Genomic DNA, 15,609 nt, shown 5'->3' with positions numbered 1-15,609 from the left:
GCGGCCCCGCCCGCCGTCCGGCCGCCACGCCACCCGCCGTCAGTCGTCCGACCCGGCCGCCGCCAGGCCTGTCGTACCGCTGGCGTACGCTGGTTCGGTCGTTATGCCCGCCTCCGAAGGGACGCCCGGTGACCGAGAACGCCGACCTTCAGTCCGTACTCGACCGCGCCGCGGGGGGCGGGCGGATCACGCCCGAGGAAGCGCTGGACCTGTACCGTTCCGCGCCGCTGCACGCGCTGGGCGCCGCGGCCGACGCCGTGCGCCGCCGCCGTTACGCCGGTACGGAGCACATCGCGACGTACATCATCGAGCGCAACATCAACTACACCAACGTGTGCGTGACGGCCTGCAAGTTCTGCGCCTTCTACGCCGCGCCCAAGGACACCGCCAAGGGCTGGTCCCGCGACCTCGACGACATCCTGCGCCGCTGCGCCGAGACCGTCGAGCTGGGCGGCACCCAGATCATGTTCCAGGGCGGCCACCACCCGGACTACGGCGTCGAGTACTACGAAGAGCACTTCTCCGCGATCAAGAAGGCGTTCCCGCAGCTGGTCATCCACTCCCTCGGCGCCTCCGAGGTCGAGCACATGGCCCGGATCTCCAAGACCACCGTCGAGGACGCCATCCGCCGCATCCACGCCGCGGGCCTGGACTCCTTCGCGGGCGCCGGCGCCGAGCTGCTGCCGGAGCGCCCGCGCAAGGCCATCGCGCCGCTGAAGGAGTCCGGCGAGCGCTGGCTGGAGATCATGGAGACGGCGCACAAGCTGGGCGTCGAGTCCACCTCGACGATGCTCATGGGCACCGGCGAGACCAACGCCGAGCGCATCGAGCACCTGCGCATGATCCGTGACGTGCAGGACCGTACGGGCGGCTTCCGCGCCTTCATCCCGTACACCTACCAGCCCGAGAACAACCACCTCAAGGGCCGCACCCAGGCGACGATCTTCGAGTACCTGCGCATGATCGCCATCGCCCGGATCTTCCTCGACAACGTCGCCCACATCCAGGGCTCCTGGCTGACCACCGGCAAGGAGATCGGCCAGCTGTCGCTGCACTACGGCGCGGACGACCTCGGTTCGATCATGCTGGAGGAGAACGTGGTCTCCTCCGCCGGTGCCAAGCACCGCTCCAACCGCCAGGAGATCATCGACCTGATCCGCAAGGCGGGCCGCGTCCCGGCGCAGCGCGCGACCACGTACGAGCACCTGGCCGTGCACGACGACCCGGCCAACGACCCGGTCGACGACCGCGTGACCTCGCACATCTCCTCCACGGCCATCGAGGGCGGCACGGCACACCCCGAGCTGAAGCTCGTCGAGGCCAACTGAGGCGACTGAGAGAACCGAGACAGCCGTGCTGACGATCCACCGCGTGCACGGAGTCCGACGCGCCCCTGACGGCGCCCCGGACCCCGGGCACGCGGTCGTCGTCTCAGGCGACCGCATCGAGGCCATCGGCCCGTACGAGGAGCTGTACGAGCGGTACGGCGAGCGTGCCCGGGTGCGTGACTGGAACGGCACCCTGGCCCCCGGCCGCCACGAACCCGACGGCGCCGCGCTGCTCGAATCCGCCTACCACCCCGACCCGCGCGAGGCCGACGACCTGGGCACCGCCCCGCTCACCGGCGACGCCCTCACCGCCCTCGGCATGACCGACACCCGCTGGGGCGCGAGCGCCCGCAGGGGCGTGCAGCGGCTCCTCGCCATCGGTACGACATCGGTCTCCGGCCCCTTCACCCGCCCCGCCGTCCGCACGGCGGTCGCCCGCTCCGGCCTGCGCGAGCCGTCCGGACCGCACGTCCTGGCTCCCGGCGGCCCCGCGGACTTCGCGGTGTTCGCGGAAGACGGACGCTGCCTGGTGACGGTGCTGGGCGGCCGGTTGGTGTACCGGGGACGCTGAGGCGTCAACGTCGAGAAGCGCTCCCGTCACTTCGTGTGACGGTACTGTCGTATTCAGGACCGTAATCCGCACTCGCGTCCGCACTCGCGTCCACACTCGCGTCCACACTCGCGTCCATGGGAGCAGTGATGAGCACTGACCGGCGGCTGGAGAAGGCGACTCCGGAGACCTGGATGAACCCGCCTGGTGGGCGGTGGACGTTCGATCAGGTCAAGGATTTGGAGCTGCCCTTCGACTGGGAACTCATGGACGGAGCGATCGTGGTTCGGGGGATGGCGGAATGGTGGCACGACCAAGTCCGGGACGAGCTGTTCTTCCGCATCAAGCAGGTGAAACCCGACCTGTACGGCGTCAATGCCGAGCGGTGTCTGGTGCTCGACGCTCACAACACCGTCAAGCCCGACATCGTCGTCTTCGACAAGAGCGGGATCGACGTCGCCTCGTTGGCGGCCACGCCGGCCGGCATCGTGAAGCTCGCGGTGGAAGTGGTGTCGCCGGATTCCCAAGTCCGGGACCGGAGCAGCAAGCCCTTCCTGTAAGCCGAGGCGGGCATCCCGTACTTCTGGCGTGTGGAGCACGGTGCGGACGACAGGCCGGTAGTGCACGAGTTCTGGCTGCGCCGTGACGTGGGTGAGTACGTTCCCGCCCCCGAGCACCCTCGCCACGCCGAGAAACTGGAGACGGACCGGCCCTTCCCCATCGGCATCGACCTGGCGAGTCTGCTGGAGCTGTGAGTCCGGGCATCAACGATCCGTGAAGGCCGACGCGTCCTGCGTCAGGACACCGTCAACGAAACCGGAGTCGGCCCTTCCACCCGGCAAGATCTTTCCCGCGGGGACGGCCCATTCGGCCGCTCACGATGCTTCGCAGCAGACGCAGCACCGCTGGACCGCCCGGATGTTCTGAGGGGGGCATCGGGCCGTCCCCGACCAACGCCTTCCGGAGCCGTAAGGAACAATGGCCGGGTGACCCGAGCCTCTCTGGACAAGCAGCCGCAGGACGTCGCCGCGATGTTCGACGACGTGGCGGCGCGCTACGACCTCACCAACGACGTGCTGTCCCTCGGGCAGGCGCGGCTGTGGCGCAAGGAGGTGGAGCGGGCCGTCGCGGCGCGCCCCGCCGAGCGCGTGCTCGACCTCGCCGCCGGTACGGGCACCTCCTCGCTGCCCTTCACCCGCACCGGCGCCTACGTCGTCCCCTGCGACTTCTCCGTCGGCATGCTGGGCGAGGGCAAGAAGCGCCGCCCGTGGATGCCGTTCGTGGCCGGTGACGGGATGCGACTGCCCTTCGCCGACGACGTGTTCGACGCCGTCACCATCTCCTTCGGGCTGCGCAACGTCCAGGACACGGACGCCGCGCTGCGCGAGCTGTACCGGGTCACCAAGCCCGGCGGCCGGGTCGTCATCTGCGAGTTCAGCGAGCCGACGTGGGGGCCGTTCCGTACGGTCTACACCGAGTACCTGATGCGGGCCCTGCCGCCCGTCGCGCGCGCGGTGAGCAGCAACCCGGACGCGTACGTGTACCTCGCCGAGTCCATCCGCTCCTGGCCCAACCAGCCGGCCCTGGCGGCGCGCCTCCAGGGGGCGGGCTGGTCGAAGGTGGCCTGGCGCAACCTGACGGGCGGCATCGTCGCCCTGCACCGGGGGACGAAGCCGGGCGCGTGACGGGAGAAGGGGCCACGGGCACAGCGGTCCGGCGGCCCCCTCACCTGCCCCTCTTTCTCACAGCTCCAGCCGGTAGCAGTACCCCTGCCGCCCGGACGGCGTACGGAACGTTTCCGCGTGCCGCATCCCGAGCCGCCGGGTCACCGCGACGGACCGTTCGTTCCCGGCCGCCACCATCGCGACCACACTCCGTACCCCCGCGGCCCGCACCACCTCCAGCGCGGCCCGGGCCGCCTGCGTCGCGTACCCCTTGCCCCAGTACGCCCGCCCCAGCCGCCACCCGATCTCGGTCTCGCCCACCGGTCCCCAGTCGTGCGGCCAGGGCTGCGCGCCCGTGAATCCGATGACCGGTCCGGCCCCCGGTTCTCCCGCCTCGACCATCGAGTACAGGCAGTACCCGTACTCGGCGTGGTGCCTGCGCTGCCGGGCGGTCAGCTCCTGGTAGACGGAGAGTTCGGCGGTGGTGCCGCCGTGGAACTCCATCACCTCCGGGTGGTCGAACACCCGGTGCCAGTGCCAGGCGTCCTCCTCGGCGGGAACGCGCAGCGTGAAACCCGTTCCGGACGGTGTCCGTGGTGCCCCCAGCGGCTCATGCATGCACCGACCAACCCTTCAGTTCCTGATCACCTGTGCCCCCATAGACTGACGGGGCCCAGTGCCGGTCGGCACCCAGATATCGACTTCCGGGGAGATCCCGCCGTGACCGAGTCCGCGACTGATGCCGTGAGCGAGTCCGTGAGCGAGTCCGTGAACACCCCCCGCTCCGAGTACAGCGCGGACGTCATCGTGGTCGGGGCCGGTCCCGCCGGCTCGGCGACCGCGTACCACCTCGCCAAGTCCGGCCTGGACGTCCTCCTCCTGGAGAAGACCGCCTTCCCGCGCGAGAAGGTCTGCGGCGACGGCCTCACGCCCCGCGCCACCAAGCAGCTGATCTCCATGGGGATCGACATCTCCGAGGAGGCGGGCTGGCTGCGCAACAAGGGCCTGCGCATCATCGGCGGCGGCAACCGCCTCCAGCTCGACTGGCCGGACCTGGCCTCGTACCCGGACTACGGCCTGGTCCGCAAGCGTGACGACTTCGACGAGCAGCTGGCGCGTCAGGCACAGAAGGCCGGCGCACGCCTGTACGAGCGCTGCAACGTCGGCGCGCCGGTCATCAACGACCTGACGGGCCGTATCGAGGGCGTCCAGGCCAAGCTCGGCGAGGAGAAGACGCCGGTCACCTTCCACGCCCCCCTCGTGGTCGCCGCGGACGGCAACTCCACCCGTCTCTCCCTGGCGATGGGCCTGCACCGCCGCGAGGACCGCCCGATGGGCGTCGCTGTCCGTACGTACTTCACCTCGCCCCGCCACGACGACGACTACCTCGAATCCTGGCTGGAGCTGTGGGACCGCCGCGGCGCCGAGGACCGCCTGCTGCCCGGCTACGGCTGGATCTTCGGCATGGGCGACGGTACGAGCAACGTCGGCCTCGGCGTCCTCAACACGTCCTCCTCCTTCAAGGAGCTGGACTGGCGCGAGATCCTCAAGGCGTGGTGCGCCTCCATGCCCGCCGACTGGGGCTACACGCCGGAGAACATGACCGGCCCGATCCGCGGCGCCGCCCTCCCCATGGCCTTCAACCGCCAGCCGCACTACACCAAGGGCCTGCTGCTCGTCGGTGACGCGGGCGGTCTGGTCAACCCGTTCAACGGCGAGGGCATCGCGTACGCCATGGAGTCCGGCTCGATCGCCGCCGAGGTCATCGTCCAGGCCCACGCCCGCGCCACGTACGCCCAGCGCGAGCTGGCCCTCCAGCGCTACCCGAAGGTCCTCAAGGACACCTACGGCGGCTACTACTCCCTCGGCCGCGCCTTCGTGAAGCTCATCGGCAACCCGAAGGTCATGAAAATCGCCACCCAGCGCGGCCTGACCCACCCCGTACTGATGCGCTTCACCCTCAAGATGCTCGCCAACCTCACCGACCCCACGGGCGGCGACGCGATGGACCGCATCATCAACGGGCTGAGCAAGGTGGCACCGCGGGCCTGACGGTTCGCTGCCGGGTCGCGCGGCTCGAAGTCGAGCGGCCCGGCGCACGGCGGTGGGTCTCTCAGACGCTGACGGTCGCTCGTTGGGAGGGCAGGAGCGCGTATCCGCCTGCACCGGGGGCGGGTGGGCGCAGCGTGGATGCTCCGAGGAGCGCGGTGCCCGGGGTAACGCGCGGTGAGGGAGGTGCGGTGTGTCCGAGCCCGCAGGCCTTGGTGCTGAGGGGGCTGCGCACGCCCCGAGACCCGACCGGAGCCCCGACGCGTCGAGGTTGGCGCCGGCCCGCCTCGCGCCGCACCGGCTGCCCGAGATGGAGCGGCAGAAGAACGAAGCCTTCGCGCTCGCAGCCAAGACGGAGAGTCTTGGCCCGATCCGCGGGTGGCTGACCGTGTGGGCCGGTGAGATCGAGATCGAGCGCCGTCCCGAACTGCTGTCCCGACGCCGTGCTGCCGAACACGCCCTCCAGGCACTCGACCACGACGATCCGGCGTGGAGCGCCGCGCGGGACGAGCTGGTGGCCGCACTGCGAGAGGCCCGCGAGGCGACAGGGTGAGCCGGTCAGCGGCGTGTGCCGCTGCGCGCAACACCCCGCGCCACGCCCTGCTGCATCGAACGGTGTAGTCGTTTCTCGTCGTCGCGGACGAAGCGTCGGGATCTCCCCGGCCCGACCATGGTGGGAAAGCGGGCACCGGGGGAGGGAAGCGGCGTGGTGGAGACGCAGGTACGGGGGGCTGTGCCGGGGGCGGCTGGTTCGGGCGGGGTGGGGCGGGCCGGGCGGTTGCCGTTGCTGGACGTGTTGCGCGGGGTGGCGATCCTGGGGACGTTGATGACCAACGTCTGGATCTTCGCGGCGCCGGGCGCGGAGTGGGGCGTGCTGAACGGGAACGGCACCGCGGCGTCGTTCGGCGCCTCGTGGGCCGGGACCGTGGAGGGCGTCTTCCGGTTCGTCGCGGACGGCAAGTTCCTCTCGATGCTGACGATTCTCTTCGGCGTCGGCCTGGCCATCCAGTTCGGATCCGCCGCGAAACGCGGCCGTCCGTGGCCGGGCCGGTACAAGTGGCGGGCTCTGTTCCTCTTCGTCGAGGGCACCGTGCATTTCGTCCTCGTCTTCGCGTGGGACGTACTGATGGGGTACGCGGTCGTCGCCCTCCTGGTGGCCTGGCAGCTGACGCGCACGGCGCGCACGCAGCGGGTGCTGATGTGGGTGGCGGGCGGGGTGCACGGGGTGGTGCTGGGGCTGTTGACGCTGGCTGCCGTGGCCGGGGGCGGTTCCGGGGCGGATGCCGGGAGCGCTCCAAGTGCGGGCGTGAATCCTCGGGTTGTCGACCTGTACGCCGACGGGAGCTACCTGGAACAGATCGCCTTCCGACTCCAGAACGCGATCGCCCTGCGCATGGAACCCGTCATCTCCTTCGCGCTGCTCGTCTTCCTCTTTCACCTCGGCGTGCGGCTGTACCGGGCGGGCGCCTTCCGCCCGGACGCGCCCGGGCGGCGCATCCGGCGCCGTCTGTGCGGCTGGGGCCTGGGCCTCGGCGTCCCGCTCAACGTGGCCGCGGTGGCGGCCGGTCCGGACCTGGCCATGGTGGCCCGGTACGGGGCCGCCCCCGTCGTCGCCGTCGGCTACCTGGGCCTCATCGGCCTGCTCGTCGACCGCGTACGCCGGCCGGGCCCGCTGACCGCCGGGCTCACCGCGGTCGGCCGTACGGCGCTGTCCTGCTACGTCCTGCAGAACGTGCTGTGCGTCCTGGTCTGTTACGGACTCGGACTCGGCCTGGCCGCACGGTGGGCGGACCACGGGCCTTGGTGGGTGCTGGGCCTGTGGGCGGCGGTGTGCGCGGTACTGGTCAGCGGGGCAAGGCTCTGGCTGCGGCGCTTCGAGCACGGGCCGCTGGAGTCCGTCCAGAAGCGGCTGCTCCGGTCCTGAGGCGGGTGGGGGCCTGGACGTTGCGCAGCGCGGCCGGCCGGGGTGCCGCCGCCGTCCACTCCTCGGCCGTACGGCAGCGGGGGCAGCGGACCAGGGCCGACGACGGGGCCGGGGCCGTAGCAGGGGAACCGGTCGGGGCCGCGAAGGGGAGGCCGCAGATCTGGCACTCCTGGCCGGTGGCGCGCACGCGCCCCGGCCCCTCGGGGGGCCGGACGGGCAGGGGCGGCGGCAGCTTCTCGGTCAGGCGGTACTTCAGGAACGAGGCCGGGTGGCCGATCGCGCCGGGAGGGAGTGTCGAGACGAGCGAATGGACGACGTACGCGGCCGACACACCACGGTCGAGCCAGGCCGAGACGGCCGGGGCCAGGCGGTTCACGTCCCGTACGGAGAGCGTCAGGCGCTCGTCGGCGAGCCGCAGGCCGCAGAGGAGGTCGGCGGCCGGGGAGGGGATGAGGGCGGGGGGAGCGGCGGGGGGAGCGCCGGGGGTGCGGGGTGGCGGGGGCGCTTGGGGCGACGGGGGCACCTGGGCTGTTGGGGCTACCTGGGGCGGCGGGTTCACCTGGGCTGACGGGGCTGCCTGGGGCTGTGGGGTCACCTGCGGCGGTGGAGGCACCTCGTTTGCGGCGGGTGCCTCGGGTGTCTCAGGTGCCCCGGGCATCTCGGGGACCCCGGGAACCTCGGGTGACTTGGGCGTCTCAAGGGTCTCGGAGGCCGCAGATGCCTCAGTGGCCTCGGCCTTCTCGCAGGTCGCAGGTGCCTCGGGCTCGGGAGCCTCAGACAGCTCGGTCACCTGGATCGCCTCAGACCCCTCGATCGCCTCCAACGCATCGGGCTCCTCCGGCGCGACGGCCGTGTCCGTCCGTGGGGGCTCGGGGATGTCCACAGGCTGTGGGCGAGGCGGTGGTGGGGGCGAGGGCGCGGGTGGAGGTGGCGGCGGGGCCTGCCGCTGCTGCGGCGGCGTCGGATCGGTCGACCGTAAACGGTCTTTCGGGTTCTCGTAGTACGTGGTTCGGGTGACGATGCGCTGGCCGTCGATGCGGATCCGCTCCCGTACCAGGTAGCCCTCGTCCTCCAGCTCCTTGAGCGCCTTGCCGATCACGTACTCCGTCTCCTTGTACGTATTGGCGAGCTTCCGGATGCTGACGGTGGCGCCGTCGGGCATGGCCTGTACGCGTACGGCGTAGCCGAGGGCCACGGTGGAGATCATCGGGTTGAGGGCCAGGTGGTTGCCGACGACCGTGAAGCTGACCGTGTGGTGGTGCCGTACGTGGATCACTCCGGAGAACGGCCGAATCGCAGCGACGGAGCGGATGGGCGCGTTAGACTCAAGTCGAGTCATGGGGAAGGGCCTTTCTTCCTCTTGGCGATCATGGGGAAGGTCCTTGCTTCCTCTTGATCGGGCCCTCGGCATTGGGATCGCAAGTCCCGCCGGGGGCCATTTTTTTTGGGTTGTGGCGTGAACGTACAGCCTCCGGGCCCCGGTAGGCGAGCGCGTCACCTGATCAGGTGACAAACGGAAAAAGGGGACAGGGAGGGGAGGTTGGTCAGTTCTTTCCCGGTTCTTTTCAGGACCACACGGCACGCCGCGACGCGGCTCACCGGGTCGTGGAATCCCGTGTGCCGGTGAGCATGCCGTCAACACGGCCAACTCGGCCTCGGACGCCCGCCTCCAGGCTGTACAGTCCGGCCTGACCTGTCCCGCCCGCGCTCCAGGAACTGTGGGGCGGACCCCCGGGCCGCGAGCGGGAAAGGTCGAGAGGTGGAGTGGGGCGGGGCCTATTGCGTGGGGGGCCCGAACGCCATGAATGTGTCGCGGGCCATGACCGGTACGGACCGTACGTAATGCCGTCCGTTCACGACCTTGCGTTCCACTGAGCGGCGGCGGGGGCCGTTGAGGAGTTGGGAGCCCGCGGGGCAGGGGACCGTGGCGTAGATCCTGTTCATCTGGCCCTGAATCTGGGCCCGGCGCTGGGAGGTGGTCCTGGGGCGGTGGGCTTCCTCGTACAGGGCCCGGCTCTGCCGTTGGGCGGCGCGGCTTTTCGGAGTGTGGAATTGGAGTTCGTACGGATGCCCCGAATCGTTCGCCCGCCAGGCGGTGTTGATGGCCTTGTAACCGCGGGGGCGGGCCCAGGTGTTGGACCACCGGAGATTCGCGTTCTTCCACCTGGCCAGCAGTTTGGTGGAATCCTGGACGCCTTTGACGTAGGACTTGTCCGGCCACTGGAGGATGTAGCGGACGGAGTCGTTGATCCTTTCCAGCGCCTCGTCCGCGGTGGTGGTGGGGCTGCCCTGCATGGTGCGGGCGACCGCGCGTTTGACCGATTCCGGTGACCTCAGGCGGTCCTCGTATCCGACCACGGTGGCCTTGGTCCGGCGGGCGATGCTGCGTACCTGAGGGCTGATGGTGCGTTCGGCCTTTTTGGCACGGGCCAGGAAGACATTGACCTTGCGCAGGTCGGCGGCGTCGATGTAAAGCCCTTCCCAGCTCCAGCCGTGGTCCTTCTTCAGCTGCTTCCGCTGGGCCGGGGGCTTTTTGGCCGGCTGCTTCTTGGCGGCCTGCTTCTTGACCGGTGGCCGCTTCGCCGGGGGCCGCTGGGTGGTCGGCCGCTGTGCGGACGGCTGGTGCGTGGAGGGCTTCTTCGCGGCGGGCTTCCGGGGCGCGGTCTGGCAGGTGGCCGCGGGCTTCGGGTTGGGCCTCGGCGGGCGGCAGGCCGCCGTCGGCGCCTGGGGTGACTGCTTTCGCGCGGCCTGTTTTCTGGCGGCCTGCTTCTTGGCCGCCTGCTTCCGCGCGGCCTGCTTCTCGGCTGCTTGCCTCTCGGCAGCCTGCTTCCGTGCGGCCTGTTTCTTCGCCGCCTGCTTCCGTGCCGCCTGCTTCTTCGCGGCGGCCTGCTTGTCCCTGGCCTGTTTCCGGGCAGCGGCCTCTTTCGCGGCCTGTTTCCTGGCCGCCTGCTTCCTCGCGGCCTGCTTCTCGGCGGACGGTGCGGGACAGGTATTGGCGGGTTTCTGCTGAGGCTCGGCCGGCGGGCAGGCGGGGTCGGCGGCGGCCGGCACCAGACTGAGAGTGGAGGCAAGAGCGGTGGCCGTCACCGTCCAGGCGACGGCGCGCAAAGTATGGGCACGACGGATTTTCATTTAAGTAAGTGCTTCCTCTCGTCAGCCGCTGTCCGGTGCCACGGAAATGAGGGTGCGGGCATTACGGGGCGGAAGGGATGAGTACGGCGAGAGGTACAACTGGGACAGAGTCGTTACGGTAGTTGTGCCGAACGGGCGTCTCTTCATCGAATGGACGATGGCGTCTGGTCCGATGATCGGCCGTAACGTGAGGCATACGGGCACTTTGCTTGCGCAACGCGCGAGGGCCGCCGTTCCCGAGCGGTGGGAACGGCGGCCCTCGGCCGTGCGTGGGGGCGTCCTACAGGACGCGGACCGCGCCGGTCGGCTGGCTGTAGCTCAGCGGCTTCTCCACGATGCCGGTGCTGGAGTTCTGGGCACCGATGAAGTTGCCGTTACCGACGTAGACGCCGACGTGGTACGCGCTGCCCGCGCTGCCCCAGTACAGGATGTCGCCGACCTGGAGGTTGCCCAGGCCCACCTGGGTACCGGCGGTGGACTGCGGCTGCGAGGTGCGCGGCAGGTCGATGCCGATGGTGCGGTAGGCGGCCTGCACCAGGCTGGAGCAGTCGTACGCGGACGGGCCGGAGGCGCCGAGCACGTAGGACTTGCCCAGCTGGGCGCGGAGGAAGCCGACCAGGGAGCTGGTGCTGCCGGTCGCGCCGGTGACGGGGGAGTCGTCGGACGTGGCGGCCAGGGAGCGCAGCGAGGTGCGCTCGGAGGAGCGGGAGGCGCGCTGCTGCTCGGCCTTCTCCTTCGCCTTCTCCTCGGCCTGGCGGGCCTCTTCGGCCTTCTTCTCGGCCGCGGCCTTCTTGTCGGCCTCGTCCTTCGCCTTGGTGGCGGCCTCGGTGGCCTCGGCGGTGGCGGTGTCCTGCGCGGCCTGGCGCTCGTAGTCCAGCGCCATCTGCTGGGCGGTGTCCGCGCTCTTGGCCAGGCTGGTGGCCAGTGCCGATGTGATGGTCGGCATTTCCTGGGTCTCGGAGACGGGCTTCTCCGCGGCGCCGGCCGGCATGCTCGCGCCGGTCACCGCCAGGGTGATGATGCCACCGGTGACCCCTGCGCGCAGTGCCCGCGAGGACGCGGAACGGCGGGGCTTCCGGTGGCTGGGTATGACTGCGTTCGGGGACATGGCACCACGGCTATCAGGAGCCACAGGTTGCTGCCAACAAAGGTGGTGTGCGCCACACTTGACGCGTACGCGATGAATAAAAGGGACTTTTCGCCGGTCGGCGAGCGGGCGGCGGGCCGTCCGAATTTCGTGATCATGTTCTTACGCATGGCATTTACGGGCCGATGCGCGCCCTGGGGCCACTTATCACCTACTGATCCGCCACGCCAAGGCTTCCCGAAGGTCAAGCATTCAAGACAGCAAGCCGCGTGGGATAGGTCACTCGTGAGTGCCCGTTATGTTCCCGTGATGCCGCCGTGACGCGAGTGCTCGTGAACGCGGGCACGTACCGATGATCACGGGAGGGTCACGACGGTCTCGGGATGGTCACGGTGATCGCGGACCGGTCGCGCCGGCCGGCCGCCGACCGGCCTCCGTCAGTGGGCCCTGTGGCCCTAGCAGTTGGCCGAGGGCTGCGCCAATTTGCTTGCATCCCCCACCTCTTGATAGAGGCAACCCCACGCTGACCAGGGGCAACGTCGGAAAATGTCACCTCCAGTGATCATCTACGCGCTTGCTGTACGAAGATCGACGCTCATCGGACCAGATGACCGGGCGTCAGGTGGTGGAGATCACAAAGGCGTTGTCGCACCCCGTGTCGCAGATCACAGACCGGCGGGCATAAGATGCAGGCGGCTCGGGCTTGTGAACTGCCTCACATGGGCGCGATCTTCGTGGGGCCGGTGAGCGGGACCGGGCGGACCGCCATCCAGTCATCGTCGACTGAAGGGAGCGGGGACGGTGAACGCTTACGCGCCCATCCTCGTACTGGGAGCCCTCGGGGCAGGCTTTGCGATCTTCTCTGTCGTGATGGCCACGCTCGTCGGACCCAAGCGCTACAACCGGGCGAAGCTAGAGGCGTACGAATGCGGAATCGAGCCGACGCCACAGCCGGCCGGCGGCGGTCGATTTCCGATCAAGTACTACCTCACGGCGATGCTCTTCATCATTTTCGACATCGAGATCGTCTTCCTCTACCCCTGGGCCGTCACCTTCGACGCGCTCGGGCTTTTCGGGCTCGTGGAGATGCTCCTCTTCGCGCTCACCGTCTTCGTCGCCTACGCCTACGTATGGCGTCGGGGCGGCCTGGAATGGGACTAGGGGCCACCAATGGGACTTGAAGAGAAGCTGCCGAGCGGCTTTCTGCTTTCCACCGTCGAACAGGCCGCGGGCTGGGTGCGCAAGTCATCGGTCTTCCCCGCCACCTTCGGCCTCGCCTGCTGCGCCATCGAGATGATGACGACCGGCGCCGGGCGCTACGACCTCGCCCGCTTCGGCATGGAGGTCTTCCGCGGGTCGCCGCGCCAGGCCGATCTGATGATCGTGGCGGGCCGGGTGAGCCAGAAGATGGCGCCCGTGCTGCGGCAGGTGTACGACCAGATGCCGAATCCGAAATGGGTCATCTCGATGGGCGTGTGCGCCTCGTCGGGCGGGATGTTCAACAACTACGCGATCGTCCAGGGCGTCGACCACATCGTCCCGGTGGACATTTATCTGCCCGGCTGCCCGCCGCGTCCGGAAATGCTGATGGACGCCATTCTCAAGCTGCACCAGAAGATCCAGGACACCAAGCTCGGGGTCAACCAGCAGCAGGCGGCCCGCGAGGCGGAGGAAGCGGCACTCAAGGCGCTTCCGGTGATCGAGATGAAGGGGCTGCTGCGGTGAGCGACGGCACCAAGGGGACCGGCGGCACCAAGGGGGCCCCCGGGAACGGTGACACCAACGGCACTGGCGGTGTCAACGGGACCGGAGCGGCCAAGGGGGCCGACGGGGTCAACCCCGACCAGGACCTGAACGCGCAGAACCTCCCCGGCCAGCGCGGCGACCACGGCGAGGTCATCGGCACCCGCCGCGGCATGTTCGGCGCGAGCGGCGGCGGCGACACCTCCGGGTACGGCGGGCTCGTCCGGTCCGTACGGATGCCGGGCGCCACGTCCCGCCCGTACGGCGGCTGGTTCGACGAGGTGGCGGACGAGCTGGAAGGCGCGCTGGACGAGCAGGGGCTGGTCCCCGAGAACGTCATCGAGAAGACGGTCGTCGACCGCGACGAGCTGACCTTCCACATCGAGCGGGAGTACCTGCCGGCCGTCGCGCGGACTCTCCGCGACGACCCGGCGCTCCGCTTCGAGCTGTGCACCGGCGTCAGCGGGGTGCACTTCCCCGGCGACAAGGGCCGCGAGCTGCACGCCGTCTACCACCTGCGCTCGATCACCCACAACCGGCTGATCCGGCTGGAGGTGTCCGCGCCGGACGCCGACCCGCACGTGCCGTCCCTGGTGAGCGTCTATCCGACCAACGACTGGCACGAGCGCGAGGCGTACGACTTCTTCGGACTGATCTTCGACGGCCACCCGGCGCTCACCCGGATCATGATGCCGGACGACTGGCAGGGCTTCCCGCAGCGCAAGGACTACCCGCTCGGCGGCATCCCCGTCGAGTACAAGGGCGCCCAGATCCCGGCTCCCGACCAGCGGAGGTCGTACACCTGATGTCCACCAGCCATGCGACCCCTCGGGAGACGACCGAGGGCACCGTCTACACGGTCACCGGCGGCGACTGGGACGAGATCGCGGCCGCCGCGGCCCGTACCGACGACGAGCGGATCGTCGTCAACATGGGCCCCCAGCACCCCTCCACGCACGGCGTGCTGCGGCTGATCCTGGAGATCGACGGCGAGACCGTCACCGAGGCCCGCTGCGGCATCGGCTACCTGCACACGGGGATCGAGAAGAACCTCGAATTCCGTACGTGGACGCAGGGCACCACCTTCGTGACCCGGATGGACTACCTGACGCCGTTCTTCAACGAGACGGCGTACTGCCTGGCCGTGGAGAAGCTGCTCGGCATCACCGACGAGGTGCCGGACCGCGCGTCCGTCATCCGGGTGATGCTGATGGAGCTCAACCGCCTCTCCTCCCACCTGGTGGCCATCGCCACCGGCGGCATGGAGCTGGGCGCCACCACCATCATGATCTACGGGTTCCGGGACCGGGAACTGATCCTGGACATCTACGAGCTGATCACCGGCCTGCGGATGAACCACGCGTACATCCGGCCCGGCGGACTCGCCCAGGACCTGCCGCCCGGCGCGGTCGACCAGGTGCGCGAGTTCGTGAAGAAGATGCGCAAGAACCTCGTCGAGTACGACAAGCTCGCCACCGGCAACCCGGTCTTCAAGGGCCGGATGCAGGACATCGGCTACCTCGACCTGGCCGGCTGCCTGGCCACCGGCGCCACCGGACCGGTGCTGCGCTCCGCCGGGCTCCCGCACGACCTGCGCAAGACCCAGCCGTACTGCGGCTACGAGCACTACGACTTCGAGGTGCCGACCGCCGACACCTGCGACTCCTACGGGCGCTTCCTGATCCGTCTGGAGGAGATGCGCCAGTCGCTGCGCATTGTCGAACAGTGCCTGGACCGGCTGGCGCCCGGGCCGGTGATGGTCGGCGACAAGAAGATCGCCTGGCCCGCCCAGCTGGCCATGGGCCCGGACGGGCTCGGCAACTCGCTCGACCACATCAAGAAGATCATGGGGACCTCGATGGAGGCCCTGATCCACCACTTCAAGCTGGTGACGGAGGGCTTCCGGGTGCCGCCCGGCCAGGCGTACGCGGCCGTCGAGTCCCCCAAGGGCGAGCTGGGCGTGCACGCCGTCAGCGACGGCGGGACCCGCCCCTACCGGGTCCACTTCCGCGACCCGTCCTTCACCAACCTCCAGGCCATGGCGGCGATGTGCGAGGGCGGCCAGGTGGCCGACGTCATCGTCGCCGTCGCGTCCATCGACCCCGTGATGGGAGGCGTCGACCGGTGACAGA

The 15,609-nt window shown here is 69.7% G+C and carries 16 protein-coding genes; 12 read left to right on the top strand and 4 right to left on the bottom strand.

Going from position 1 to position 15,609, the window contains the following annotated elements; all coding sequences use genetic code 11:
• The first annotated feature begins 128 nt into the window (after nucleotides 1-128).
• The 5 genes from mqnC to JXZ78_RS26085 all read left to right on the top strand — a co-directional run bounded on the left by mqnC (nucleotide 129) and on the right by JXZ78_RS26085 (nucleotide 3,563).
• On the top strand, nucleotides 129-1,328 hold the full coding sequence (gene mqnC, locus JXZ78_RS26105; RefSeq protein WP_030017991.1) for a cyclic dehypoxanthinyl futalosine synthase: 1,200 nt from the start codon (nucleotides 129-131) through the stop codon (nucleotides 1,326-1,328).
• 25 nt (nucleotides 1,329-1,353) lie between these two features.
• The gene (locus JXZ78_RS26100; protein WP_030017992.1) at nucleotides 1,354-1,899 is read left to right on the top strand and encodes an amidohydrolase family protein; all 546 of its coding nucleotides are present in this window, start codon (nucleotides 1,354-1,356) and stop codon (nucleotides 1,897-1,899) included.
• Between the two features lie 116 nt (nucleotides 1,900-2,015).
• Complete coding sequence (locus JXZ78_RS26095; protein ID WP_238783380.1) at nucleotides 2,016-2,438, top strand: Uma2 family endonuclease; 423 nt, start codon at nucleotides 2,016-2,018, stop codon at nucleotides 2,436-2,438.
• Between the two features lie 30 nt (nucleotides 2,439-2,468).
• A complete protein-coding gene (locus JXZ78_RS26090; RefSeq protein WP_238783379.1) occupies nucleotides 2,469-2,633 on the top strand; it encodes a hypothetical protein in 165 nt (54 codons plus the stop codon).
• A gap of 231 nt (nucleotides 2,634-2,864) precedes the next feature.
• Complete coding sequence (locus JXZ78_RS26085) at nucleotides 2,865-3,563, top strand: demethylmenaquinone methyltransferase (RefSeq protein WP_030017994.1); 699 nt, start codon at nucleotides 2,865-2,867, stop codon at nucleotides 3,561-3,563.
• A 57-nt stretch (nucleotides 3,564-3,620) separates the two neighbouring features.
• On the opposite strand, the gene JXZ78_RS26080 is transcribed toward JXZ78_RS26085, so the two are convergent.
• A complete protein-coding gene (locus tag JXZ78_RS26080) occupies nucleotides 3,621-4,160 on the bottom strand; it encodes a GNAT family N-acetyltransferase (protein WP_050502071.1) in 540 nt (179 codons plus the stop codon).
• A gap of 150 nt (nucleotides 4,161-4,310) precedes the next feature.
• Here JXZ78_RS26080 and JXZ78_RS26075 point away from each other — a divergent pair, with 150 nt between their 5' ends.
• The 3 genes from JXZ78_RS26075 (at nucleotide 4,311) to JXZ78_RS26065 (ending at nucleotide 7,515) form a co-directional block, all read left to right on the top strand.
• Nucleotides 4,311-5,594, top strand: a complete 1,284-nt coding sequence (locus tag JXZ78_RS26075; protein ID WP_033037103.1) for a geranylgeranyl reductase family protein — start codon at nucleotides 4,311-4,313, stop codon at nucleotides 5,592-5,594.
• A gap of 268 nt (nucleotides 5,595-5,862) precedes the next feature.
• A complete protein-coding gene (locus tag JXZ78_RS26070) occupies nucleotides 5,863-6,144 on the top strand; it encodes a hypothetical protein (protein WP_050502072.1) in 282 nt (93 codons plus the stop codon).
• Nucleotides 6,145-6,297: 153 nt separating this feature from the next.
• A complete protein-coding gene (locus JXZ78_RS26065; RefSeq protein WP_030017998.1) occupies nucleotides 6,298-7,515 on the top strand; it encodes a DUF418 domain-containing protein in 1,218 nt (405 codons plus the stop codon).
• Here the strand turns inward: JXZ78_RS26065 and JXZ78_RS26060 are convergent.
• From JXZ78_RS26060 to JXZ78_RS26050, 3 genes are all read right to left on the bottom strand, one after another.
• A complete protein-coding gene (locus JXZ78_RS26060) occupies nucleotides 7,436-8,791 on the bottom strand; it encodes a hypothetical protein (protein WP_238783378.1) in 1,356 nt (451 codons plus the stop codon). The genes JXZ78_RS26065 and JXZ78_RS26060 overlap by 80 nt on opposite strands.
• A gap of 500 nt (nucleotides 8,792-9,291) precedes the next feature.
• Nucleotides 9,292-10,647: a hypothetical protein gene (locus tag JXZ78_RS26055; protein WP_208870196.1), complete on the bottom strand. Its 1,356-nt coding sequence runs from the start codon at nucleotides 10,645-10,647 to the stop codon at nucleotides 9,292-9,294.
• A gap of 280 nt (nucleotides 10,648-10,927) precedes the next feature.
• Nucleotides 10,928-11,755 (bottom strand): C40 family peptidase, encoded by an 828-nt coding sequence (locus tag JXZ78_RS26050; RefSeq protein WP_030022243.1) that lies wholly within the window; start codon nucleotides 11,753-11,755, stop codon nucleotides 10,928-10,930.
• Between the two features lie 780 nt (nucleotides 11,756-12,535).
• Between JXZ78_RS26050 and JXZ78_RS26045 the strand changes: the two genes are divergently transcribed.
• The 4 genes from JXZ78_RS26045 (at nucleotide 12,536) to JXZ78_RS26030 (ending at nucleotide 15,605) form a co-directional block, all read left to right on the top strand.
• A complete protein-coding gene (locus JXZ78_RS26045) occupies nucleotides 12,536-12,895 on the top strand; it encodes an NADH-quinone oxidoreductase subunit A (RefSeq protein ID WP_030022241.1) in 360 nt (119 codons plus the stop codon).
• A 9-nt stretch (nucleotides 12,896-12,904) separates the two neighbouring features.
• Entirely contained in the window at nucleotides 12,905-13,459 is a 555-nt protein-coding gene (locus JXZ78_RS26040) for a NuoB/complex I 20 kDa subunit family protein (RefSeq protein ID WP_030022239.1), read from the top strand.
• 125 nt (nucleotides 13,460-13,584) lie between these two features.
• Nucleotides 13,585-14,283 carry an NADH-quinone oxidoreductase subunit C gene (locus tag JXZ78_RS26035; RefSeq protein WP_050502749.1) on the top strand — a complete coding sequence of 233 codons (699 nt, stop codon included), beginning with the start codon at nucleotides 13,585-13,587 and terminating at the stop codon, nucleotides 14,281-14,283.
• Nucleotides 14,283-15,605 carry an NADH-quinone oxidoreductase subunit D gene (locus tag JXZ78_RS26030; protein ID WP_030022235.1) on the top strand — a complete coding sequence of 441 codons (1,323 nt, stop codon included), beginning with the start codon at nucleotides 14,283-14,285 and terminating at the stop codon, nucleotides 15,603-15,605. Before JXZ78_RS26035 ends, JXZ78_RS26030 begins: the two co-directional genes overlap by 1 nt.
• Nucleotides 15,606-15,609 lie beyond the last annotated feature (4 nt).

The sequence above is a fragment of the Streptomyces monomycini genome, assembly GCF_022271435.1.
Taxonomy (GTDB): Bacteria; Actinomycetota; Actinomycetes; order Streptomycetales; family Streptomycetaceae; genus Streptomyces; species Streptomyces monomycini.
The sequence above is the reverse complement of the archived record's forward strand: the minus strand, read 5'-3'. Positions and strand labels throughout refer to the sequence as shown.